Origin of the sequence: Actinocorallia sp. API 0066, assembly GCF_020991275.1 — a bacterium.
Lineage (GTDB): Bacteria > Actinomycetota > Actinomycetes > Streptosporangiales > Streptosporangiaceae > Actinocorallia.
The window spans coordinates 21,554-42,739 of the sequence record NZ_JAJLQY010000005.1; the positions used below are offsets into that span (position 1 = coordinate 21,554).

Below are 21,186 nucleotides of genomic sequence, written 5' to 3' on the forward strand. Positions count from 1 at the left end.
GGTCACAGGGTGGCGCGGATGGCCTCCTTGAGGGGGGTGGGGGCGCGGCCGAGGAGGTCGGCGAGGTCGGTGGACTGGGTGTAGAGCTCGCCGCGGGCCTGGGCGGCGTCGAAGGAGGCGACGAGACCGGCCACGGCCTCCGGGAGGCCGGCTTCGGCCAGGACGGACGCGTACTCCTCGACGGTGACGTCACGGTAGGCGACCCGGGTTCCGGTGAGCTCGGTCAGCGCGTCGGCGAACTCCGTCATGGTGAACGGGGCGCCGCCCAGCTCGTGGACGGTGTTCGCGGCGGCGCCGGTGAGCGCGGCCGCGGCGGCCTCGGCGTAGTCGGCGCGCGGGGCGGCGCTGACCGGGCGGTTCGCCGTGGCGCCGACGACAACACCGTGCTTGAGCGCGGTGTCGATCTTGTCGGTGTAGTTCTCGGTGTACCAGCCGTTGCGCAGGAAGACGTACGGCAGGCCCGAGTCACGGATGTGGTCCTCGGTCGCCAGGTGGTCCACGGCGAGGGAGAGCTCGCTGGAGTCGGCGCGCAGCACACTCGTGTAGGCGAGCCTTCCGACGCCCGCCCGCTTCGCCGCGTCCACAACGTTCTTGTGGCCCTGGAGGCGCTTGCCCGGGACGTCACCGGAGACGAGGAGCAGCCTGTCCACGCCGGCGAGTGCCGCTGCCAGCGTCTCGGGCTTGTCGTAGTCGCCTTCGCGGACCGTGACGCCGAGTGCCCTGAGGTCTTCGGCCTTGGCGGGCGTCCTTGCGATCGCGACGACGTCGGCCGCCTGCACGCCCTTCCCCAGGAGCGCCCGCACGGCGAGCCTTCCCAGCTGTCCGCTCGCCGCGGTGACGCCGTACGTGGTCATGTGATCCGATCCTTTCCGCAACCGGTGCAGTTACGGTTTAACTGTAGCAGCAGTGGTTACGGATACAATGTCCGATATGGCGCATGCGACGAACACCCAGTTCTCCGTCGCGGTCCACCTGGCGACGCTCCTCGCGGGCCGCCCCGGCGAACTCGTCGACTCCGTCGAACTGGCGCTCAGCCCCGCCACCAACCCCGTGCACGCCCGCCGCATCCTGGGCCGGCTCCGCGAGGCGGGCCTCGTCCACTCACACGCGGGCCCCAAGGGCGGCTGGTCCCTCTCCGTCCCGCCCGAAGCCCTCACCCTCGCCGACATCTGGACCGCCATCAACGCCGACTCCCCCGTCCTCGGCGTCCACCTCCCCAACCCCGCCTGCCCCATCGGCCAAACCGTCACCACCAACCTCCACCGCCAAGACACCCTCGCCCGCCAAGCCCTCCTCACCACCCTCTCCCAAACCACCATCGCCCACCTCCTCACCCCCTAACACCTCAACCCCACCCACACCCCCAACACAAAGGCCCCCCGCAATCACGGAGGGCCTTGCCAGTGAGCCCCGTATCGGATTCGAACCGATGACCTGCTGTTTACAAGACAGCTGCTCTGGCCGGCTGAGCTAACGAGGCGTTGTGCGGTGGGGGAAGTTTAGCTGATGGGGGTGTGGCGTTGGCGGGCGATCTCGTAGAGGGCGATGCCGGCGGCTACGCCCGCGTTGAGGGACTCGGCGTGGCCGAACATCGGGATGTGGACGGTGAGGTCGCAGCTGTCGGTGACGAGGCGGCCCAGGCCCTTGCCCTCGGAACCCACGACCAGGACGAAGGGGCCGTCGGCGGCCGGGAGGTTCGCCACCGAGGTGCCGCCGTGGGCGTCCAGGCCCGCGACGAAGCAGCCCGCCTCCTGGTAGGTCTTCAGCTGGCGGGTGAGGTTCGTGCAGCGCGCCACCGGGGTGGAGGCCAGGGTGCCCGCGCTCGTCTTCCAGGCGCCCGCGTTGACGCCGGCGCTGCGGCGCTCGGGCAGCAGGATGCCGCTCGCGCCGAAGGCGGCGGCGGAACGGACGATCGCGCCGAGGTTGCGCGCGTCGGTGATGCCGTCCAGCGCGACGATCAGGGGCGCGGTGCCGCGCAGCAGATCGTCCGGGTGGGCGTAGCGGTAGGGCTTCACCTGGAGGGCGAGGCCCTGGTGGACCGCCCTGTCGGTGAGGCGGTCGAGCTCGGGCTTGCCGCACTCGATGAGCGGGATGTTCTTGTCGGCCGCGAGCTGCAGCGCCTCGCGGACACGCTCGTCGCTGTCGGCGATGTAGTACAGGGTGGTGCCGGGCACGCCCTCGCGCAGCGCCTCCAGCACCGGGTTGCGGCCGTGGACGAGCTCGGGCGCGTCGAGGCGCCGGGCGCCCGGCGCCGGACGTCCAGCGGCCGCTGGAGCGCCCTGACGGGCCCCCTGCGGCCCCGCGCCCGACTTGCGCGGCCCGAAGGTCTTGGTGCCGGTGCGGGACGCGTTCTTGGCGTTGCGAGCCTTGACGCGCTTGCCGTGCCAGTGCCTGTCCTCGGCCTTGGCGGTGACGCTCGGGCCCTTCTTGCCCTTCTTGGTCATCCTCGGCTGCCCTTCCCGAACAGAAAAAACGTGAACCACAAGCGTAAGCGACCCGGAGCAGCACTCCGGGCCGCCTGTGGAAAACCCCTAGCCGCGCCTGATGTCGTAGCGCGGGCCCTGCGGTGTGTCCTCGACGACGATCCCGGCCGCGGCGAGACCGTCGCGGACGGCGTCGGCGGCGGCCCAGTCCTTGCGGGCCCGCGCCGCCTGCCGCTGCTCCAGCGCGACGTGCACGAGCGCGTCGACGACGGGGCGGAGGTCGTCGGCGGCCGACGTCCACTCGAACGGGTCGAGCCCGAGGACCCCGGCCATCGCCCTGGCTTCGGCGGCGGCCTCGCGGGCCGCCTCGTTGTCCCCGGACGCCAGCGCCGTGTTGCCCGTCCTGACCGTCTCGTGTAGGACGGCGAGCGCCTGCGGGACGCCCAGGTCGTCGTCCATCGCGGCGACGAACGCGGGCGGCAGGTCGGCGGAGACCTTGACCTCGCCCAGCACCTCGGCCGCCCGGACGAGGAACCCCTCGATGCGCCGGTAGGCCGTCGCCGCGTCCTCGATCGCGCCGGGCGTGTAGTCGATCGTCGAGCGGTAGTGCGCGGCGACGAGGAAGTACCGGGCTTCGACGGGCCTCACCTGCTGGAGCAGGTCGTCCAGGTACACCACGTTCCCGATGGACTTGCTCATCTTCTCCCGGTCGATCGTGAGCAGACCGTTGTGCATCCAGTACCGCGCGAACCCGTCGCCGGCCGCCTGGGCCTGGGCGATCTCGTTCTCGTGGTGCGGGAAGATGAGGTCGACGCCGCCGCCGTGGATGTCGAAGGTGTCGCCCAGGTACTTGGTGGCCATGGCCGAGCACTCCAGGTGCCAGCCCGGACGGCCGGGGCCCCAGGGCGTCTCCCAGGTGGGCTCGCCGGGCTTGGCGCCCTTCCACAGGGCGAAGTCGCGCGGGTCGTGCTTGAGGTCCTCGTTGGGAGTGTCCCCAGCGGAGCGCATGTTCTCGAGCTTCTGGTTGGACAGCGACCCGTAGCGGTCGGCCCAGGACTTGACGTCGAAGTAGACGTCGTCGCCGACGTTGTAGGCGTGCCCGCGCTCCACGAGCCGCCGCATCAGCACGATCATCTCCGGGACGTGCCCCGTGGCGCGCGGCTCGATCGTGGGCGGCAGGCAGCCCAGGGCGTCGTAGCCCCGGTTGAAGATCCGCTGGTTGCCCTCGGCGACCGCGAACCACTGGCGGCCGGTGTCGGCGGCGACGGCGAGGATCTTGTCGTCGATGTCGGTGACGTTCCGGACGAAGGTGACCTCGTAGCCGGACCGGATCAGCCACCGCACGAGCTGGTCGTAGATGACGCCCGAGCGCAGGTGGCCGATGTGCGGGGCGGCCTGCGGGGTGGCGCCACAGACGTACAGTCCGACCCGGCCCGGCTTCAGGGGCTCGAACTCGCGGACGGTACGCGTGCTGGTGTCATAAAGGCGCAGGCTCACGGAAGTCAAGGCTACTAGGGAAAGGCGTCGTGGAGAGGCGCCTGTCGCAGTTACGGCGCGGGGGTCGCGCCGGAGGGCGCGGAGGGTCAAGATTGTTCTTCCACGCCGTCTTCCCCCGAGGCATCATGACGACCCCTCACGCGCGGTCCCACCGCGTCTTCACGATCCTGAGCTTCCTCACCGTCGCCGGGCTCACGGCCGGGGCGTTCGTCCTGTCCTACGACGATCTGAGGCTGCTCGCCGAGGCGGGCCTCCCAGGGCCGTACGCCGAGCGCTTCGGCAGGTACTACCCGGCCGTGTACGACGGCCTCATCGTCTCCACGATGCTCGCCCTGTTCGCCGCCCGCCGCGCCCCGTGGTGGACGCGCTGGCCCCGCTGGATCCTGCTGTACGCCCTGGTGGGGGGCGCGATCGCCGCGTCCGTCCAGCGGGTGACGAAGGGGTTCGCGGCGATCGACGGCACCGCGCTCGACGCCGGGGTGGCCTCCGCTCCCTGGGTGGCCGCCCTCCTGGCGACGTGGCTGTGGCTCTCGATGTTCCGTCAGGCGCGGGCCACCCACCGGCTGCGCAGGGCGAGCTGCGGAGCACCGCCCGCGCCCGCCAAGGAGCCGGAGGACTTCAGCCTCGACGGGATCACCCCGGCCGAGCCGATGCGGCTCCCCACAGCGGAAGACTTCCCTAACCCCTACCTGGACGCCTATCCCTCCGTTCCGGAGCCTTCGCCCGATCCGGAGCCCGTCGAGGAGCCGCGTGAGGACGACGACGTGCGGGACACCAAACCCAGGCCGCTCCCCTTGCCCGTCGAGCCTGAGCCGGTGCGTCCGCCGGCCAGCCTTCCGACCGACGTCAAGCTCGTCGGACGGCAGCGTGAGGAGGCGCCCGCAAGGGTGGACCTGGAGGAGTGGGCCGCGTACGGCGGGGACGAGTGGGATCCGCCGTCCGGGACGCTGCGCAGCGGCCCGACTCCACCCGAGCGCGGCTAGCGCGGGACGATCAGCGCGGTGGCGATCGCGGCGATGCCCTCGCCGCGGCCGGTGAGGCCGAGCCCGTCGGTGGTGGTGGCCGAGACGCTGACGGGCGCGCCGTCCAGCACGGCGCTGAGCGTCTTCTCGGCCTCCGCCCTGCGCTTGCCGATCTTGGGCCGGTTGCCGATCACCTGGATCGCGACGTTGCCGATCTCGTATCCGGCCGCGCGGACGAGCCGGTGCACCTCGGTGAGCAGGACGGCCCCGGACGCCCCGTGCCAGCGCGGGTCGGCGGTGCCGAAGACGGCGCCGAGGTCGCCGAGCCCGGCGGCCCCCAGGAGGGCGTCACAGGCCGCGTGGGAGGCGACGTCGCCGTCGGAGTGCCCCTCGATGCCGTCGCCCTCTCCGGGCCACTCAAGCCCCGCGACCCACAGCGGGCGGCCGGACGCGAAAGGGTGGACGTCGGTACCGACGCCCACCCTTGGATATTGCGATGTCATACGAACAAGCGTGCCCTACCCGGCGAGGACCTCGTCCAGGAGAGCCTCAGCCTTGTCCTCGTTCGTCTTCTCGGCCAGAGCCAGCTCGCTGACGAGGATCTGCCGTGCCTTGGCGAGCATCCGCTTCTCGCCCGCCGACAGGCCGCGCTCCTTGTCGCGCCGCCACAGGTCCCGGACGACCTCGGCCACCTTGTTGACGTCTCCGGACGCCAGCTTCTCCAGGTTCGCCTTGTACCGCCGCGACCAGTTGGTGGGTTCCTCGGTGTACGGGGCGCGCAGCACCTCGAACACCTTCTCCAGCCCTTCCTGGCCGACCACATCCCGGACCCCGACCAGCTCGGCGTTGTCCGCGGGGACGCGTACTGTAAGGTCACCCTTGTCGACCTTCAGCACCAGGTAGGTCTTGTCCTCACCCTTGATGGTGCGAGTCTCGATGGCTTCGATCCGAGCAGCCCCATGGTGGGGGTAGACGACGGTGTCGCCGACCGTGAAAGTCATGTGACAAGTACCCCTTCCGCTAGGCACAAGGGTACCACGCGCTTCCCACTGAACGCACGGGCCAACCGTACATTTCCGCAGGTCACGCCATTAATTGGGGTCTTGACAAACCTCCGCACCGGTGCAAGCAAGCCCCCCGGACTCATTGTTCTACCCATGGGAAACGTCTTCGCAACCTCCGCGCAACACGGCAAAACCGATATTCCGATCTTGGCGGAAAAGGCGATACTGGAAAGAGACCCGTGGGACGGCGCCGCGGAGGCGAGGTGCGGCATGAGGCATGACGACGACGACTACGGCCTGCCGCACATCGACGTGGTCGTGCCGGACGACGCGCGAGAGCTCGACGAGGACGTCGCGCAGTGGCGTCGCGAGGAGAAGGTCCGCCTACGCAAGGCCCGTTGGGCGAAGCTCACCAAGCCGTTCAAAGGGTGGGGCCTCGCCCTGCCGATCACCGTGCTTGTCCTGCTCGTCGCGATACTGAGCGGCACCCTCATGACCCTCTTCGGGCCGCGCGTGCCCCAGCCGACCACCCCGGCCCAGCCCCTCGTGCGGCCTTCCGCGGGCGTGGGGTCGGTCGACGGCCTCCTGCCGTCCGCTGAGGTGACGGTGAACGGCGCGCCCCTGCACACCACCCGCCTGCGGCCCGCTCTCATCGCGATCATTCCGCCTGACTGCGGCTGTGACAGCGCGCTGCGCGCCTTCGACGAGATCACGGAAACGTCGGCCGTCCGCTTCTATTTGCTCGCCGACCGCCGCACCGGCGGTGAATCGGTCAAGAAGGCGCACGAGGAACTCTGGAAGATCTCCGGCCGGGTCGCCGACTCACAGGCGGCCATTGTGGACGATTCGACCAACCTCCTGGCGCGCACCTATCAGGCGCGCGGACTCACCGTTCTCGTGGTGAAGGCGAACGGCACCGTCGGGCGGATCATGCTCGACGTGCGCACCCCGCCCGACCCGGCGCAGATCCGCTTCTGAGACGCCCTTCACACCCGCCGCCACCGGCCGCCACCTGCGCGGGGCGCGCGCCGCCCGCTGGAGCACCCCCGGTCCTGACCACCTGCGGGTGCTCGCTACGATGCGTGCGGTACCACGTGTGCCACCAAGACAAACATGTATCTCGCGCAGCACCCGAGGGTGTGCACCAACCGAGGAGACTCGTCGCCGTGATCCGCAAAGTCGCCCCGCTGGCTCTCGCCGGTTCTCTCGCCTTGGCCGGGTGCGGTGCCGGAACCGAAGCCGAGAGCGTGAGGCCGACCCGCCTCACCGAAGGCGTCAACTTCTCGCAGGGCGGCCTGGACGTGCGCAACCTGTTCGTGCTCGGCCCGGTGCCCGGCGCGCCCGCCGAGGTCGGCTCCGACCTGCCGCTGTACGGCACGCTGATCAACAACACGGCGAAGGACACCGACAAGCTCGTCGCGGTGACAGCGGGCGGCTTCGCCCAGAACGTCGTGATCCAGAGCGAGGAGATCGTGCTCCCCGCGCACACCGCCGTCGCGCTCGGCGGCCCCCAGACGTCCGTGCTCCTCAAGGGCATCGGCGACAAGCTGCACGGCGGCGAGAGCGTCAAGCTGACCCTGTCGTTCACCAGCGCCCCGCAGATCTCCGTGACGGTCCCCGTTGTGCCCGCCACGGGCCCCTACGCGACGCTGAGCCCCGCCCCGGCGGCCACCCCGACCGGCGCCCCGGCGACGGGCGGCGACGTCTCCGTCGAGGCGACGCCCGCGGGCAACGCCAAGCCGACCAGGACCCCCAGGCCGACCAAGACCGCCGAGACCTCCGAGCACTGAGGTCCGCACGACGTGAAGAGGCCCCCCGGACATCCGGGGGGCCTCTCGGCTTACCGGGCCGGTCAGGGCTCGAACTTGTAGCCGAGCCCCCGGACGGTGACGATGTAGCGCGGCGTGGAGGGGACCGGCTCGATCTTGGCCCTGAGGCGCTTCACGTGCACGTCGAGCGTCTTGGTGTCGCCCACGTAGTCGGCCCCCCAGACGCGGTCGATGAGCTGCATCCGGGTGAGCACCCTTCCGGCGTTGCGCAGCAGCACCTCAAGCAGCTCGAACTCCTTGAGCGGGAGCTGGACGGTCTCCCCGTCAACGCTGACGATGTGCCGCTCCACGTCCATCCGGACCGGCCCCGCCTCCAGCGCCGCGGGCTCCACCTCGGCCACGTCCCCCTGACGGCGCAGGACGGCGCGGATCCGGGCGACGAGCTCACGGGACGAGAAGGGCTTGGTGACGTAGTCGTCGGCGCCCAGTTCGAGCCCCACGACCTTGTCGACCTCGCTGTCCTTGGCCGTCAGCATGATCACCGGGACGTTGGAACGCGACCGCAGCTCGCGGCAGACCTCGGTGCCGGGCAGGCCGGGCAGCATGAGGTCGAGCAGGACGAGGTCGGCGCCGTTGCGGTCGAAGGCCTCCAGCGCGTCCGGCCCCGTCGCGGCGACGGCCACCTCGAAGCCCTCCTTGCGGAGCATGTACGACAGGGCGTCGCTGAACGACTCCTCGTCCTCCACGACAAGTACACGGGTCACGGGTTGTCCTCCAGGACTTGCTGATCTGTGGAACGGGGGTGGTCGCGGAGTGGAAGCCTCAGGGTGAAGGTGGAGCCTGAGCCTTCCTTGCTCCAGACGATCACCTCTCCCCCGTGTTTGGTGGCGACGTGCTTGACGATCGCCAGGCCGAGACCGGTGCCTCCGGTCTGGCGGGAGCGCGCGGGGTCGACCCGGTAGAACCGTTCGAAGATCCGCTCGAGCTCCCTCTCCGGGATGCCTATGCCCTGGTCGGTGACGCTTATCTCCGCGTACCGGGCGTCGTCCTCCTTGGCGACCCGGGTGCTGATCGCCACGCGGGTGCGTTCCGGACTGTAGGCGACGGCGTTGTCCACGAGGTTCTTGAGTGCCATCACCAGGAGTTCCTCGTCTCCGGTGACGTGCAGGCCGGGCGCTCCGGCGGTGCTCAGTTGGATCTCGCGTGCCCCGGCGGCGAGGGTGGCCCGGTCGACGGCCTCGGCGACGACGTCGTCCACCGCGACCGGCCCTTCCTGCGCGAGGGGTTCGTCGCCCTGGACGTGCGAGAGCGTGATGAGGTCCTGCACGAGGCTGGACAGCCGCGCCGCCTCCAGCTGCATCCTTCCGGCGAAGCGGCGGACGGCGTCCTGGTCCTCGGCGGCGTCCTGGACGGTCTCGGCCAGCAGGAGGAGGGCGCCCACGGGGGTTTTGAGCTCGTGGCTGACGTTCGCGGAGAAATCACGCCGTATCGACTCCACGCGGCGCATCTCGGTGAGATCCTCGGCGAGGACGAGCACGAGTCCTCCGGAGCCGAGGGGGGCGACCCGGACGGCGAACCACCGGGAGTCCTTGCGGGAGAGTCCCACCTGGATCTCGGCCTCGCGGATCTCGCCGTCGCGGCGGACGCGGCGGGCGAGGGCGAGGAGTTCCTCGGCGACGAGCCTGTCGCCGCTGACCATGCCGAACGCGCGGGCCGCGGACGAGGCGCGCAGCACCCTGTCGTCGGTGTCCAGGACGACGGCGGAGGAGGGCAGGACGTTGAGTACGGACGCCACCCCGGGCGGCAGCGCCGCCGCGGGCTGTTGGGGCGGCTCGGCGCGCCCCAGCGCGATCTCGCTCCAGCGGATCGCGAGGCCGGTCACCAGTCCGCCGGTCAGGCCCACCAAACCGGCGAGTCCGACGGCCAGTTCGACATTCACACCTGGATGTTAGGTCCCGCTGGGGATGCCCTTGCACTACCCAAGGTGTCCGGACGGTCGCGTTCGCCCAATGTTCACCTGTGCCACCGGCTCAGTTCATGACCGACATGTTCGATGTGCCGTGGGAAAGACCCTTGATAGGGCATTTCACCCACAGCAATCGCACGAACACTGAGGATGAGACTTGCGCGACGCTTACCATGAGGAACTCGACGGCATCTCCCACGAACTGGTGGAGATGACCCGCCTCGTCCGTTCCGCCATGGCGCGGGCGACGACGGCGCTGCTCGACGCTGACGCCCGGCTCGCCGAGGAGGTCATCAGCGGCGACAAGGCGGTCAACAAGATCGAGGCCGGAATCGAGCAGACCGTGCTCGACCTGATGGCCCGCCAGCAGCCGGTGGCCGGCGACCTGCGGACCCTCGTCACCTCCCTGCGGATGGCCGCCGACCTGGAGCGGATGGGCGACCTCGCCTCGCACATCGCCAAGACGGCGCGCCGCCGCCTGCCCGAGTCCTGCATCCCGCCGGAGCTGCACGCCACCGTCCTGGAGATGGGGCAGATCGCCGAGCGGATGGTCGCCAAGGCCGGGAGCGTCATCGCGTCGCAGGACGTCGCGATGGGCCTGGAGTTGGAGGCCGACGACGACGCGATGGACCGGCTGCACAGCAAGCTGTTCAAGGTCCTGCTCTCCCCACAGTGGAAGCACGGTGTGGAGAAGGCGGTGGACATCACGCTGGCCGGCCGCTACTTCGAGCGGTTCGCCGACCACGCCGTCCACGTCGGCGGGGACGTGGTCTACCTCGTGACGGGCCAGCGCCCGGAGGAGATCATCGACGAGTTCAGCTGATCCGCGCGCGGCGCTGAGCGGGCCGCTGAGACCCGCCCGGCCCGCCGCCGGTACGCGACACCAAGAGGGCCGCACGGACGTCCGTGCGGCCCTCTGACGTGCGCGAAAGCTATTTCTTGCCCTGGTTCTTGACGGCCTCGATGGCCGCCTTGGCCGCGGTGGGGTCGAGGTACTCGCCGCCGCGCTTGCGCGGGACGAAGTCGGCGTCGAGCTCGTACTTGAGCGGGATGCCGGTCGGGATGTTCAGCTCGGAGATCTCGTCGTCGGGGATCGCGTCGAGGTGCTTGACCAGCGCGCGCAGCGAGTTGCCGTGCGCGGTCACCAGGACGGTGCGGCCCGCCGCGAGGTCCGGCACGATCGCGTCGTACCAGTAGGGCAGCAGCCTGTCCACCACGTCGGCGAGGCACTCGGTGCGCGGGACCAGCTCCGAGGGCAGGCCCGCGTAGCGCAGGTCGCCGACCTGGGAGAGCGGGTCGGCGTCGGCGATCGGCGGCGGCGGCGTGTCGTAGGAGCGGCGCCAGGTCTTGAACTGCTCGGCGCCGAACTCCTCCAGGGTCTGCGCCTTGTTCTTGCCCTGGAGCGCGCCGTAGTGCCGCTCGTTCAGCCGCCAGGAGCGCCGGACGGGCAGCCACAGCAGGTCGGCGGCGTCCAGCGCGATGTTCGCGGTCCTGATGGCCCGCTTGAGCAGCGAGGTGTGCAGGACGTCGGGGGTCAGGTCGGCGTCCAGCAGCAGCTCACCGGCGGCGGCGGCCTCGCTCTCGCCCTTGGCGGACAGGTCCACGTCCACCCATCCGGTGAACAGGTTCTCCGCGTTCCACACGCTCTCGCCATGCCGGAGCAAAACCAGGGTAGCCATGCGGGCGATCCTACCGAGCGGCCCCCGGTCAGCGGTTCTCGGGAGCCGCGAAGCGGGCGAAGGCGGCGAGGTTGGCCAGGGACTCGCCACGGGAGACCCGCCAGTCCCATTCCTTCTGGATCGAGGACTTGAAGCCCAGTTCGAGCGCCCTGTCGAAGTTCTCGTCGCTGTAGGCGAGGGCGCAGCCGAGGACCCGGTCGACCTCCTCCTCGTCGACGGCCTTCAGCGGCAGCTTCCCGACGAGATACACGTCACCCGCCTCATCCAGGGTGAAGGACAGGCAGTAGAGCTTGCTGTTCTTCTCCAGGAGCCACCGGTAGAAGACCGCGTGGTTCTCGTCCGGCTGACGGCAGAAGAACGCCTCCACGTGGAGGGTGTAGGTGCCGACGATCAGCCACACCATGGTGGCGAGCTTGTGCTCGCCCGGAAGCCGGATGAGGAAGGCGCCTTCACGGGGCTCCTCGTAGGTCAGCTCGGACTCTTCGAGGAAGGCCCGGATCGTCTCGACGGCGTTCACGCGCATACCCGATCGTTCACCACGCTGTTGTACACCCGCAGGAGGCGGTCCGCGGTGGCGTCCCAGCCGAAGACGCGGGCGTGCCTTACGGCTCCTTGGCCGAGGCGCTCCCTGAAGTAGGGCTCGTCATAGAGGGTTTCCAGCACCCTTGCGTAGTCCCGGGGGTCGTGGCCCTCGACGAGGATGCCCGAGACCTTGTCCCCGACGGCCGTGCGCAGTCCGCCTACGGCCGCCGCCACGACGGGCGTCCCGCACGCCTGCGACTCGACGGCGACCAGCCCGAACGACTCGTTGTGCGACGGCACCACGGTGACGTCGGCGGCCCGGTACCAGTCGGCGAGGCCGTCCTGGCGGGTCGGCGGCTCGAACCGGGCGACGTCGCCGAGACCGAGGGACGCGGCGAGCTTCTGCAGGCCCTCGGGCCGCTCCCGGCCCGTCCCGGACGGTCCGCCCACGACCACGACGACAAGCCGGGAGCGCAGTTCGGGGCGGCGTTCCAGCAGCTCGGCGGCGGCCCGCACCAGGACGTCGGGTGCCTTGAGCGGTTGGATGCGCCCGACGAACAGCAGCAGGTAGGCGTCCGCAGGCACGCCGAGCCGCTGACGTGCCGCGTGACGCGGTCCCGGTTTGAACACGTCGAGGTTGACGCCGGGCGCGACGGTCGTGACGCGTCCGGGAGAGGCGCCGTAGAGGTCGATGAGTTCGTCCGCCTCGTCGGCGGTGTTGGCGATCAGCTCGCAGGCGTCCGCGACGATCTGTTCCTCGCCGGAGACCCTCAGGCCGGGCTCGGGTGTGTCGCCCTCCGCCAGCCGTAGGTTCTTCACCTTGGCGAGTGTGTGCATCGAGTGCACCAGCGGCACCCCCCAGCGGTGGGAGGCGACCCATCCAGGCTGCCCGGACAGCCAGTAGTGCGAGTGGACGAGGTCGTAGTGCCCGGGGTCGTGTGAAGCCTCCACACGCAGGAGTCCCGACGTGAAGGAACACAGCTGCCTGGGCAGCTCTGCCTTGTCGAGTTCCTCGAACGGCCCCGCCTGGACGTTGCGGACCAGCACACCGGGCGCGAGTTCCACGACCGGGGGCAGCGCCCGGGACGTCGCGCGCGTGAAGATGTCCACCTGCACGCCCCGCTGGGCCAGCCGTTTCGCGGTCTCCACGATGTAGACGTTCATGCCTCCGGCGTCGCCCGTGCCGGGCTGGTCCAGGGGTGACGTGTGCACGGAGAGCGTCGCGACCCGGTTGATCACGAGACCTCGCTTTTTGTCGGGAAAAGGAACCAAAGGGTGAACCTACCGATCCGCCCGCCTCATTCCCCACCCCGGGCCCGGTGACCGGCCGTCAGCCGGGACAATGGAGCCCATGCGCAAGACAGCAGTGATCACCGGGGCCAGCAGCGGGATCGGGGCGGCGACCGCCCGCAGGCTCGCCGCCGAAGGCTTCAACATCGTCGTCGCCGCCCGCAGGCGCGACCGCCTGGACGAGCTGGTCAAGGAGATCGAGGCGGCCGACCCCGCAGGCCGGACGGGCTTCGCCGAGGCCGTCACGCTCGACGTGACGTCCGAGGAGTCCGTCGCCGAACTCGCCGCAAGGCTCCCCGAGTGCCACGTCCTCATCAACAACGCGGGGGGCGCGCACGGCAAGGAGAGCGTCGCGGAGGCGCTCACGGAGGACTGGCAGGTGATGTACGACACCAACGTCCTCGGCCTCATGCGGGTCACGCGGGCGCTGCTGCCGAAGCTCGTCGCGTCCGGAGCGGGCCATGTGGTGAACGTCACCTCGTTGGCCGCGCACGTGCCTTACGAGGGCGGCGGCGGCTACGTGGCGGCCAAGCACGCGGCGGCGGCCGTCAACGACATCCTTCGCCTCGAACTCGTCGCCAAGCCCGTCAGGATCACCGAGGTGGCCCCGGGCATGGTCAAGACCGACGAGTTCTCCCTCGTCCGCTTCCGGGGCGACGAGGCGGCCGCTGAGGCCGTCTACGCGGGCGTGGCCGAGCCGCTGGTCGCCGACGACATCGCGGACTGCATCGCCTGGGCCGTCACCAGGCCCGCGCACGTCAACATCGACAGGATCGACGTGCAGCCGCGCGCGCAGGCAGCGCCGTACAAGATCCACCGGGGCTAGCCGGATTCGGGCCCCCGGGGTCTCTTACGCCCCATGGGTCGCTCCCCTAGGGTGAGGCGCACTCCCATCCCCCCTCGAGGAGATCCGGCATGCGCCTCACCGTCGTCGTCTCGGCCGCGCTCGCGGGCGTGCTGCTCGTCCCGCAGGGCGCGGCGGCCAAACCGTCATGGAAGAACGTCACGGCCAAGGCGTTCAAGACGTCGGGCACGCTGCTCGCTGTCGCGGCCGTGAACAAGCGGACGGTCTTCGCGGTCAACGAGAACGGGCGGCCGTTCCACTGGAACGGCAAGAAGTGGACGGTCAAGAAGGGCGCGGGCACGTTCCGGCCCACCGCGATCGCCGCTTCCAGCCCCACCAGGGCGTGGGCCGTTGGGCTGGCGGGCGTGACGCCGGTCGCCATCTACTGGAATGGCAAGTCGTGGAAGCGGGTGGCCTACCCGGGGGCCAACCTGGGGCCCATCACCCTGCCGCTCGTGCCGCTGTCCCTCTCGGCCTCCCCTGATGGCACCGTCTACTCCGTCGCGGGGCTGAACGCCAAGAACGACGGGGCCAGCGCCGTCCGTAGGTGGAACGGCAAGAGGTTCGTGAACGTGGACGTCCCCGCCGGGGGCGCCTCCCTGACGGCGGTGGCCGTGCGCACCAAGGGCGACGTGTGGCTCGCCGGGACGACCACCGCCAACGGCACCCAGGCCGTCGCGACGGTCCTGCGGCTCCAGGGCGGGCAGTGGAAGCAGGTCCCGGCGCCCGGTGGCGACTGGGGCACCATCGGACAGCCGCACAACATCATCCAGGACCTCGCGGTGGCCGGGCCGAACCGGGTGTGGGCCATCCGCGCGCAGAACGGCGGCGGCCTGCTCCGCTGGACGGGCTCCGGCTGGACCGAGGCGAGGACCCCTCTGATCTCGCACTACGCCCTCACCCCCGACGGCGGCTCCGGCGCCTGGACGATCCCGTCCCCCGGCACCGGAGGCAAGCGCTCCCAGTACCTGCACTGGGCGGGCAAGTGGACGACGCTCAAGGGCCCGCAGCGCAAGGGCGACACCCAGATCCACGACCTCGTGCGCGTCCCGGGCACCAGGCAGGTCATCGCCGTCGGAGGTGTCGCGTCCGGGAACAAGCGGCTCCCGGTCGTCGAGATCTACCGCTGAGGCCCGAGCGCGTCCCACGGCAGGGTGATCTCGCCCAGCCTCCAGCGGCGCGCTCCCCCGTAAGGCGGACGTGTGTGGACGGGCCACCCGCGCCGCACCTGCTCGACCGTCGCCAGCCAGCGCTGCCGGGGCCCGAACACCGACCGAGGGGCGGCGGACGCCCACGCCAGGTCCAGGTCGGCGAGGAACGCGTGGACGGCCTCGCCCGGCACGTTCCGGTGGATGAGCGTCTTGGGCAGCCGCTCGGCCAGCGCCGACGGCCTGGGCAGGTGCGCCAGCGCCGCCGCGAACGTGACGGTCGCGGGGCCGTCCCGGTGCACGGTGACCCAGACGTGCCGTCGGCCTAGCTCGTCGCAGGTGCCCTCCACGAGAGCGCCTCCGGGCGCGAGGCCGTCCCTGAGCCTGTCCCACACGCGCCACGCCGTGTCCTCGTTGTACTGGCGCAGCACGTTGGCGGCGCGCACGAGGTCGGGCGGCCGGTCCACCGGCAGCTCGAAGCCGCCCCTGGCGAACGACAGCCCCGGATACGCGGCCTGGCGCGGCGCGAGGAACGCGCGGGCGGCGTCCACCCGCTCCTGCGCGATCTCCAGCCCGACGACCCTGACGTCGGGGCGCACCGCGCGCAGCCGCGAGTAGAGCTCCACGGCCGTCACGGGCGACGCCCCGTATCCCAGGTCCACCACGAGCGGCGCGGGCGGCAGCGGCCGTGTGGCGGCCATCCAGAGGTCCTGGCGGCGGAGGCGGTTGGGGTTGGTCGTCCCCCTGGTCACCTCGCCCTCCGGCCTCCGCACCCGCGCCACGCCGTCCACGGTAGGGCCTCGGGCCGACCGCTCAGTCCCGAGGCGGCGGCAGAGTGGGCAGGTCGAAGGCGACGGGCTCGAAGGGGACTTCGAGGTCGTCCAGCGCCTTCGTGATCTTGCGTTCCTCGTAGGTGAAATGCGACTCCATGATCGCCGCGAGGCCGTCGAGCTCGCGGCGGACCCGCTCGGCGTCGGCCGGGTCGGCTTCCGCGACGAGCGCGTCGAGCCTGGTGAGGATGTCGGCGATGAGCCCGTGGTCCTCGCGCAGGCTCGCCAACGTGGGCGCGAGCGCGGGGTACTGGGCGGCGAGAGCGGGGAACACGTGGTCGTCCTCGCCGGTGTGGTGCCTGGTCAGCGCCGTGCAGAACGCCGCGCAGTGGGCGAGGAGCTCGCGGGGGCGCCCCTGCCCTCCGTCAAGGTAGGCGTCCATGTCGGAGCGCAGGAGGGCGAGTTCGGCGCGGAGCCTGTCGTGGATATGCAGAAGCTGGATGCCGAAGGCCGTGAGGCGTTCGTCGGTGGTGGCCATGGGAGATCCCGTGGTTCGGCGCCTCCATGCCCGCGGGTGTCTGCGACCGGGCGCACGCGACGCTGCCGGTGATCCTAACCGCGACCCGCCCTCGCCGGTCAAGGCCGGTGCGGCCGGGGTCAACGGTAGATCTCGGCCACCGGGTAGCGCTCCCCGCCACGGTCGAGGCCGCCGACGGAGACGACGCGGGTGGTGCCCGGCACGAGGTCGAGGTCGCCGAATCCGGGCACGCCGTCGCGGCGCGGCCCGTACAGGAAGTGCCACGTGTTCTTGTGCCAGCGCAGGTACGGGACCTCGGTCACGTCGTTCTTGCTGTAAGGCAGCATCCACACCCCGCCCTGCCCGTCCTGGGTGAGGGTGAGGGCGCCCAGGTCGCGCGGGAGCCTGCGGTCGGTGACGCGCTTGCCGTCCACCCGGACGAGCGACGTCCTGGTGGAGCCGCGCAGGGCCCAGGCCGCGCCCGGCTTGTCCGCGACGATCTGGGTGATCGCCTGGGTGGAGTTCCCGCCGACCTTCAGGCGCTTCCACCTCTTGCCGTTCCAGTGCATGAGGAGAGCGCGGACCTTCTTGTTCGCACTGTAGGAGCCGCCGAGCCAGATGTCGTCCTTGGCCCGAACCTCGACGGTGTCCAGGGCCGCCCCCTTGGGCAGGCTCACCTTCCACGGCTTCCACCCGCCGTCCTTCCAGCGCAGGACGGACGAGTCGCCTTTGAACGGCTCCACGGCGACCGTCACGGCGGTCCCGTCAGATCCGGCGGCCAGGTCCACGGGCACGCCGGGTCCGGGGAAGGCGACCTTCCGCCACTTCTTGCCGTTGTAGTAGAGGGCGTGGCCTACGGCCAGGTCCATGCCGGTCACCCACGCACGGCGCGGGCCCGCCACGGCGAGCCCGGAAGGCGCGAAGGTGCCTTCGACCGACGCGCGCCGCCACTCCTTGCCGTTCCACTTCCAGACCGCGAGCCTGTCGCCCTCCCGGCCAGCCGCCCAGCCGAGCTTCGCGGAGACGAACTCGACGTTGTTGAGCGAGCCCGCCTTCACCGGCTTGGGGCTCGGCATCTTGCGCCACTTCGGCGGCGCCGCCTGCGCCGCCGGGCTGACGACGGCGCAGGCACCGAGCACGAGGGCGGCGAGGGCGGCGAGGGCCGCGGCCCGCCTCACCCCTGGCCCGCCAGCGCCGCGACATCCACCTTCGGCGCCTTGCGCCCGTAGGGGCGGGACTGCGCCAGCGCGCCCGAAAGCGCGAAGGTGAACGCCCGCATCGACTCGGCGAACTTCGACAGGTCCCATTCGGCAGGCCCCTCGTACCAGTAGAGGTTGTCGCCTCCCTCAACCCCGGCCGTCTCGACGGTCTTGGACCACGGGCCCACCGCGTCGAGCACGACGGCGTAGGGGAGGAAGCGGGAGAACAGCGCGATCTTCTGCCGGTCGGGCACCTGGTCGGCCCTGCCCTTGCGCAGGTGCTCCTGGAAGCCCAAGGTCTGCGCCAGGACGGTCGAACCCTTGGCCGTCTTGGCTGGCATGTGCTTACCGAAGAGCGTAAGCGCGAGCCCGAAGGCGAGCACACCGAGGCCGACGAGCGCGTAACTGGTGAAGATGGCCAGCGCGACCGTGCCGACGGCGCCGACCACCGTGGCGAGGTAGCCGAGGATCGTCCAGCGGGAGCGGACGGCGTCCGGCCTCCGGTGGAACCAGCCCTGCTTGACCACGTCCACGTACAGGGCGGCGCGCACCTGGGCGAGCTTTGTGGCGAACCTGCCGCCGAGGTCCGCCAGCTTGACGGTGTCGCCGTCGATGAACAGGCCGTCGTAGAGGATCTCCTCGTAGTGCAGGAGGTCGTTGACGGGCCGGTTGAGGCGGCGCAGCGTCCAGTCGCCCTTGCCTGCGGCCTCCTCGATGAGGATGTAGCCGCGCACCGCAAGGTCGATGACGGTAGCGGCCACGTCGATGACGTCGGCCTGCTCGTCGATGAGGGTGCCGACCTGGCCGGGACGGATGCCGTCCGGCGGCTCCTCGGTGTGGGACGTCTCCGTCACCTCCGCGCGGGCGTCACGGCCGCGCAGACGGTACAGCAGGAAGAAGCCGCCGAGGAGGACCACCAGGAGGGCCGCGAGGGCGCCGCCCGTCACCGGGTTCATGGCGAAGGACGAGGCGAGTGTCTTGCGCTCCTCGTAGGACGGCGCGCCCGTGGTGTGCCCGGAAGGCAGCGCGGCCGCCACCGTCAGGTACTCCTCGGGGAGCATGTTCTCCTGGCCGTAGACGGCCTTGCGGCGCTGCTCCGCCGTGCTGAACTCGCTGCACCCGACGACGCTGCTGGGCGATCCGGCGAAGCAGTTGATGTTGCGGACCCCCACCCCCGCGTCGAGCGTCACCCGCGCGGCGGCGACCGGGACGTCCCACCCGACGGCCGTCCAGCGCACCTCCTGCGCGGCGTTGAGCGGCAGGATGGAGCCGGTGATGTCGTACTGGAGGGTGAAGGTCTGGGGGCCGGTCCGCCCACCGCTGAGGCGCACGATGGTCCGGTCGGACCCGACGACGGTCTCGGCGGTGACGTCGCCCGACACCCTGACGTTGTCGACCGAGAACGTCCGGTCCCGCGTCGCGTCGTCGGGGATGCGGGTGATGAAGATCCGCTCGACCGGGCGGGAGGCGGCCTCCGTGCCGTGGTCGAACGTAACCGTCTCGGTGGCGTGCAGGACGCCGTCCGCGCCGACCGTGAGCACGATCTCGTCGTTCAGCACCTTGTCGTCGGCGTCGGCGAGCACCGCCCTGCGTTCGGCGGCCGTCGGCGGGCCGGAGGCGTGCGCGGGGGCGAGCGGCACGAGGAGGAGCAGGAGGGGGGCGGCTATCAGCCATGGACGTCCCAGCATGCGCCCAAAGCGTAGTGGGTCCCGATCACGCCCACTATGCACCTGGACGATCCTCTCTGCTTGCAAGAGCACGCACCCGACGGTCACGTCCAGGGCGAGAAGTCCCCGAAAATCCAGCCAAAGCGCGGAAAGCGTAGCGAGATCATTGCAAAATGTGAGCGGAGTCACCCGCGATATCCCAGCTTCCCGCTTGCAATAGCAAGCACATTGACAGAGGGTGGTTCCTATGCAAGGACCGAAGGTCGGCTCCATCGGTGAGTACATCCGGGAGCAGCGGCAACGGGCGAAGATCTCGCTGCGCCAACTGGCGGAGCAGGCGGGGGTCTCCAACCCCTACCTCAGCCAGGTGGAACGCGGCCTGCGCAAGCCGAGCGCGGAGATCCTCCAGCAGATCGCCAAGGGTCTGCGGATCTCCGCCGAGGTGCTCTACGTGCAGGCCGGGATCCTCGAAGACCGCGAAGCGGACACCGATGTGCAGACAGCCATCCGGGCCGACCTCACTCTCTCCGAAAGGCAGAAGCAGGTGTTGCTCGACATCTACGACTCCTTCCGGAAGGAGAACGCAGCGAACATCGGGCCCGACCACGAGGCCCTGTCCGAAAGAGAGGACCTGGAACCATGACCCTTGCCGAGAAGATCAAGGAAAGCCGCGCGGTCTACGCCGGCGCCGGGGCCGTCGACCTGGCGGTGGAGAAGCTCCGCGAGGTGCCCGAGGCCGCCGCCAAGGTGCGCGCCGAGCTCACCGAGAACTACGGCAAGTACCGCGAGACGGTCACCGAGAACGTCGACGAGCTGCGCGGCGAGGTGAACGAGCGCGTCGCCAAGGCCCGCACCACCGTCACCGTGCGCGTGGACGAGCTCAAGGCCAACGTCACCAAGTACCAGGAGCGCACCGAGGCGTCGGCCCTGCAGGGCTACGTCGCCACCCTGTCGACCAAGCTCAACGAGGTGATCGACGACCTCGCCGAGCGCGGCAAGACCGTCATCAACAAGGAGGCCGACGAGGAGCCCGCCCCGGCCGTCGTCGTCCCGCCCAAGCAGGCGACCCCGGTCGAGGCCGCCGAGGCCAAGCCCGCCGCCAAGCCCAAGCCCGCCCCCGCCAAGAAGACCCAGCCCGCCAAGAAGGGCTGACGTCGGCAAGCGCGCTCGCCGGAAGGCGCCCGGTCCTGTGTGGACGGGCGCCTTTCGCCGTCCGGGGAGCCCGCGGTCCTCCACAGGGTGGAGGGCAGGACCGCGAATCTTTTGTAGTGTGGCGGCAGCACTTGAGGAAGGGTGATGTCGTGCTCGGAAGCATTCACACGGGGCTGGCGCTCGTGTTCTGGGGGCTCGCGATCGTCGCCTTCATCATGGAGGCGTTCTCGCTCGTCGACGTCCTGCGCAGGCCCGCCGAGGCGTTCCCCGCCGCGGGCAAGCAGACGAAGAAGCTGTGGCTGATCATCCTCGGTTTCGCCACGCTCTTCGGTTTCGCCGCCGCCACCCTGTACCTCAACCAGCTCGGGATCTTCGCGATCGCCGCGTTCATCGCCTCGGTGATCTACCTCGCCGACGTGCGCCCCGCGCTGAAGGAGTACGGCTCGGGCGGCGGCCGCCGCATGGGCCCCTACGGCCCCTGGTAACACGCTGATCCACGGCGCCGGACGTTCGCCGTCCGGCGCCGCCGCGTCGTGCCACAAACCGCGCCCTTCCCCCCGGCGAAAAAAGTTATCCACAGGCCGCTAAGCGATCTTGAAGCGAATGACGCACAGTGTTCCCGAGCGCACGCACAAGCGGCGATCGAAGGGAGCACACCGCGATGAGACTGTCACCGACCACGCAGCGAGACTTCGGAACCGGGCGCCCGAGCCCGCAGAACCGCGGCACGGGCGCCGTGGCGCGGGCAGGGGCCGAGCCGGGCTGCGCGAACCGGGA

At 70.6% G+C, this 21,186-nt stretch carries 24 protein-coding genes and 1 tRNA gene; 10 read left to right on the forward strand and 15 right to left on the reverse strand.

Going from position 1 to position 21,186, the window contains the following annotated elements; all coding sequences use genetic code 11:
- Positions 1-2 precede the first annotated feature (2 nt).
- Complete coding sequence (locus LO762_RS13665; protein WP_230615012.1) at positions 3-854, reverse strand: SDR family oxidoreductase; 852 nt, start codon at positions 852-854, stop codon at positions 3-5.
- Positions 855-930: 76 nt separating this feature from the next.
- Between LO762_RS13665 and LO762_RS13670 the strand changes: the two genes are divergently transcribed.
- The gene (locus LO762_RS13670) at positions 931-1,341 is read left to right on the forward strand and encodes an Rrf2 family transcriptional regulator (protein ID WP_230615013.1); all 411 of its coding nucleotides are present in this window, start codon (positions 931-933) and stop codon (positions 1,339-1,341) included.
- 65 nt (positions 1,342-1,406) lie between these two features.
- Here the strand turns inward: LO762_RS13670 and LO762_RS13675 are convergent.
- The 3 genes from LO762_RS13675 to cysS all read right to left on the reverse strand — a co-directional run bounded on the left by LO762_RS13675 (position 1,407) and on the right by cysS (position 3,920).
- Positions 1,407-1,480 (reverse strand) — tRNA-Thr (locus LO762_RS13675).
- 19 nt (positions 1,481-1,499) lie between these two features.
- A complete protein-coding gene (gene rlmB, locus LO762_RS13680; protein ID WP_230615014.1) occupies positions 1,500-2,444 on the reverse strand; it encodes a 23S rRNA (guanosine(2251)-2'-O)-methyltransferase RlmB in 945 nt (314 codons plus the stop codon).
- Positions 2,445-2,531: 87 nt separating this feature from the next.
- Positions 2,532-3,920 (reverse strand): cysteine--tRNA ligase, encoded by a 1,389-nt coding sequence (gene cysS / locus LO762_RS13685; RefSeq protein ID WP_230615015.1) that lies wholly within the window; start codon positions 3,918-3,920, stop codon positions 2,532-2,534.
- A 125-nt stretch (positions 3,921-4,045) separates the two neighbouring features.
- On the opposite strand from cysS, the gene LO762_RS13690 reads away from it, so the two are divergent.
- Complete coding sequence (locus LO762_RS13690) at positions 4,046-4,903, forward strand: hypothetical protein (RefSeq protein ID WP_230615016.1); 858 nt, start codon at positions 4,046-4,048, stop codon at positions 4,901-4,903.
- Here the strand turns inward: LO762_RS13690 and ispF are convergent.
- Together ispF and LO762_RS13700 are read right to left on the reverse strand one after the other, a co-directional pair.
- Entirely contained in the window at positions 4,900-5,385 is a 486-nt protein-coding gene (gene ispF / locus LO762_RS13695) for a 2-C-methyl-D-erythritol 2,4-cyclodiphosphate synthase (RefSeq protein WP_230615017.1), read from the reverse strand. The genes LO762_RS13690 and ispF overlap by 4 nt on opposite strands.
- Positions 5,386-5,400: 15 nt before the next feature.
- The gene (locus LO762_RS13700; RefSeq protein WP_106397345.1) at positions 5,401-5,883 is read right to left on the reverse strand and encodes a CarD family transcriptional regulator; all 483 of its coding nucleotides are present in this window, start codon (positions 5,881-5,883) and stop codon (positions 5,401-5,403) included.
- A 273-nt stretch (positions 5,884-6,156) separates the two neighbouring features.
- Here LO762_RS13700 and LO762_RS13705 point away from each other — a divergent pair, with 273 nt between their 5' ends.
- Positions 6,157-6,864, forward strand: coding sequence for a hypothetical protein (locus LO762_RS13705; protein WP_230615018.1), 708 nt, complete (start codon positions 6,157-6,159; stop codon positions 6,862-6,864).
- Between the two features lie 188 nt (positions 6,865-7,052).
- The gene (locus tag LO762_RS13710) at positions 7,053-7,676 is read left to right on the forward strand and encodes a hypothetical protein (RefSeq protein ID WP_230615019.1); all 624 of its coding nucleotides are present in this window, start codon (positions 7,053-7,055) and stop codon (positions 7,674-7,676) included.
- 62 nt (positions 7,677-7,738) lie between these two features.
- Here LO762_RS13710 and LO762_RS13715 read toward each other — a convergent pair whose 3' ends face one another.
- Positions 7,739-8,419, reverse strand: coding sequence for a response regulator transcription factor (locus LO762_RS13715; RefSeq protein ID WP_230615020.1), 681 nt, complete (start codon positions 8,417-8,419; stop codon positions 7,739-7,741).
- The gene (locus tag LO762_RS13720; protein ID WP_230615021.1) at positions 8,416-9,594 is read right to left on the reverse strand and encodes a cell wall metabolism sensor histidine kinase WalK; all 1,179 of its coding nucleotides are present in this window, start codon (positions 9,592-9,594) and stop codon (positions 8,416-8,418) included. The genes LO762_RS13715 and LO762_RS13720 overlap by 4 nt, the downstream gene beginning before the upstream one ends.
- Positions 9,595-9,778: 184 nt before the next feature.
- Here LO762_RS13720 and phoU point away from each other — a divergent pair, with 184 nt between their 5' ends.
- Positions 9,779-10,444 (forward strand): phosphate signaling complex protein PhoU, encoded by a 666-nt coding sequence (gene phoU, locus LO762_RS13725; protein ID WP_230615022.1) that lies wholly within the window; start codon positions 9,779-9,781, stop codon positions 10,442-10,444.
- A gap of 109 nt (positions 10,445-10,553) precedes the next feature.
- Here the strand turns inward: phoU and LO762_RS13730 are convergent, their stop codons facing one another.
- The 3 genes from LO762_RS13730 to mshA are packed head-to-tail and all read right to left on the reverse strand — an operon-like array spanning position 10,554 to position 13,061.
- A complete protein-coding gene (locus LO762_RS13730) occupies positions 10,554-11,300 on the reverse strand; it encodes a phosphoglyceromutase (RefSeq protein WP_230615023.1) in 747 nt (248 codons plus the stop codon).
- 28 nt (positions 11,301-11,328) lie between these two features.
- A complete protein-coding gene (locus LO762_RS13735) occupies positions 11,329-11,823 on the reverse strand; it encodes a YbjN domain-containing protein (RefSeq protein WP_230615024.1) in 495 nt (164 codons plus the stop codon).
- Positions 11,814-13,061, reverse strand: coding sequence for a D-inositol-3-phosphate glycosyltransferase (gene mshA / locus LO762_RS13740; protein WP_230615025.1), 1,248 nt, complete (start codon positions 13,059-13,061; stop codon positions 11,814-11,816). The genes LO762_RS13735 and mshA overlap by 10 nt, the downstream gene beginning before the upstream one ends.
- Positions 13,062-13,173: 112 nt before the next feature.
- Here mshA and LO762_RS13745 point away from each other — a divergent pair, with 112 nt between their 5' ends.
- Together LO762_RS13745 and LO762_RS13750 are read left to right on the forward strand one after the other, a co-directional pair.
- Positions 13,174-13,938, forward strand: a complete 765-nt coding sequence (locus tag LO762_RS13745; RefSeq protein WP_230615026.1) for an SDR family NAD(P)-dependent oxidoreductase — start codon at positions 13,174-13,176, stop codon at positions 13,936-13,938.
- An 89-nt stretch (positions 13,939-14,027) separates the two neighbouring features.
- Positions 14,028-15,086 carry a hypothetical protein gene (locus LO762_RS13750; RefSeq protein ID WP_230615027.1) on the forward strand — a complete coding sequence of 353 codons (1,059 nt, stop codon included), beginning with the start codon at positions 14,028-14,030 and terminating at the stop codon, positions 15,084-15,086.
- Here LO762_RS13750 and LO762_RS13755 read toward each other — a convergent pair.
- From LO762_RS13755 to LO762_RS13770, 4 genes are all read right to left on the reverse strand, one after another.
- Positions 15,077-15,886: a trans-aconitate 2-methyltransferase gene (locus LO762_RS13755; RefSeq protein WP_230615028.1), complete on the reverse strand. Its 810-nt coding sequence runs from the start codon at positions 15,884-15,886 to the stop codon at positions 15,077-15,079. The genes LO762_RS13750 and LO762_RS13755 overlap by 10 nt on opposite strands.
- Before the next feature lie 31 nt (positions 15,887-15,917).
- On the reverse strand, positions 15,918-16,412 hold the full coding sequence (locus LO762_RS13760; protein ID WP_230615029.1) for a hemerythrin domain-containing protein: 495 nt from the start codon (positions 16,410-16,412) through the stop codon (positions 15,918-15,920).
- 119 nt (positions 16,413-16,531) lie between these two features.
- On the reverse strand, positions 16,532-17,569 hold the full coding sequence (locus tag LO762_RS13765; RefSeq protein WP_230615030.1) for a hypothetical protein: 1,038 nt from the start codon (positions 17,567-17,569) through the stop codon (positions 16,532-16,534).
- Positions 17,566-19,278 carry a DUF2207 domain-containing protein gene (locus tag LO762_RS13770; protein ID WP_230615031.1) on the reverse strand — a complete coding sequence of 571 codons (1,713 nt, stop codon included), beginning with the start codon at positions 19,276-19,278 and terminating at the stop codon, positions 17,566-17,568. The genes LO762_RS13765 and LO762_RS13770 overlap by 4 nt, the downstream gene beginning before the upstream one ends.
- 226 nt (positions 19,279-19,504) lie before the next feature.
- Here LO762_RS13770 and LO762_RS13775 point away from each other — a divergent pair, with 226 nt between their 5' ends.
- The 3 genes from LO762_RS13775 (at position 19,505) to LO762_RS13785 (ending at position 20,894) form a co-directional block, all read left to right on the forward strand.
- Complete coding sequence (locus LO762_RS13775; RefSeq protein WP_230615032.1) at positions 19,505-19,900, forward strand: helix-turn-helix domain-containing protein; 396 nt, start codon at positions 19,505-19,507, stop codon at positions 19,898-19,900.
- Positions 19,897-20,409: a hypothetical protein gene (locus LO762_RS13780; protein ID WP_230615033.1), complete on the forward strand. Its 513-nt coding sequence runs from the start codon at positions 19,897-19,899 to the stop codon at positions 20,407-20,409. The genes LO762_RS13775 and LO762_RS13780 overlap by 4 nt, the downstream gene beginning before the upstream one ends.
- A gap of 149 nt (positions 20,410-20,558) precedes the next feature.
- On the forward strand, positions 20,559-20,894 hold the full coding sequence (locus tag LO762_RS13785; RefSeq protein ID WP_230615034.1) for a DUF2516 family protein: 336 nt from the start codon (positions 20,559-20,561) through the stop codon (positions 20,892-20,894).
- Positions 20,895-21,186 lie beyond the last annotated feature (292 nt).

Bases quoted from the DNA above. Each gene is read 5' to 3' on its own strand.
- LO762_RS13700 (WP_106397345.1), bottom strand. From the start codon at position 5,883: ATGACTTTCACGGTCGGCGACACCGTCGTCTACCCCCACCATGGGGCT.
- LO762_RS13750 (WP_230615027.1), top strand. From the start codon at position 14,028: ATGCGCCTCACCGTCGTCGTCTCGGCCGCGCTCGCGGGCGTGCTGCTC.
- LO762_RS13745 (WP_230615026.1), top strand. From the start codon at position 13,174: ATGCGCAAGACAGCAGTGATCACCGGGGCCAGCAGCGGGATCGGGGCG.
- rlmB (WP_230615014.1), bottom strand. From the start codon at position 2,444: ATGACCAAGAAGGGCAAGAAGGGCCCGAGCGTCACCGCCAAGGCCGAG.
- LO762_RS13780 (WP_230615033.1), top strand. From the start codon at position 19,897: ATGACCCTTGCCGAGAAGATCAAGGAAAGCCGCGCGGTCTACGCCGGC.
- LO762_RS13735 (WP_230615024.1), bottom strand. From the start codon at position 11,823: ATGCGCGTGAACGCCGTCGAGACGATCCGGGCCTTCCTCGAAGAGTCC.
- ispF (WP_230615017.1), bottom strand. From the start codon at position 5,385: ATGACATCGCAATATCCAAGGGTGGGCGTCGGTACCGACGTCCACCCT.
- LO762_RS13705 (WP_230615018.1), top strand. From the start codon at position 6,157: ATGAGGCATGACGACGACGACTACGGCCTGCCGCACATCGACGTGGTC.
- LO762_RS13670 (WP_230615013.1), top strand. From the start codon at position 931: ATGGCGCATGCGACGAACACCCAGTTCTCCGTCGCGGTCCACCTGGCG.
- LO762_RS13770 (WP_230615031.1), bottom strand. From the start codon at position 19,278: ATGCTGGGACGTCCATGGCTGATAGCCGCCCCCCTCCTGCTCCTCCTC.
- LO762_RS13665 (WP_230615012.1), bottom strand. From the start codon at position 854: ATGACCACGTACGGCGTCACCGCGGCGAGCGGACAGCTGGGAAGGCTC.
- LO762_RS13760 (WP_230615029.1), bottom strand. From the start codon at position 16,412: ATGGCCACCACCGACGAACGCCTCACGGCCTTCGGCATCCAGCTTCTG.
- LO762_RS13690 (WP_230615016.1), top strand. From the start codon at position 4,046: ATGACGACCCCTCACGCGCGGTCCCACCGCGTCTTCACGATCCTGAGC.
- LO762_RS13730 (WP_230615023.1), bottom strand. From the start codon at position 11,300: ATGGCTACCCTGGTTTTGCTCCGGCATGGCGAGAGCGTGTGGAACGCG.
- LO762_RS13775 (WP_230615032.1), top strand. From the start codon at position 19,505: ATGCAAGGACCGAAGGTCGGCTCCATCGGTGAGTACATCCGGGAGCAG.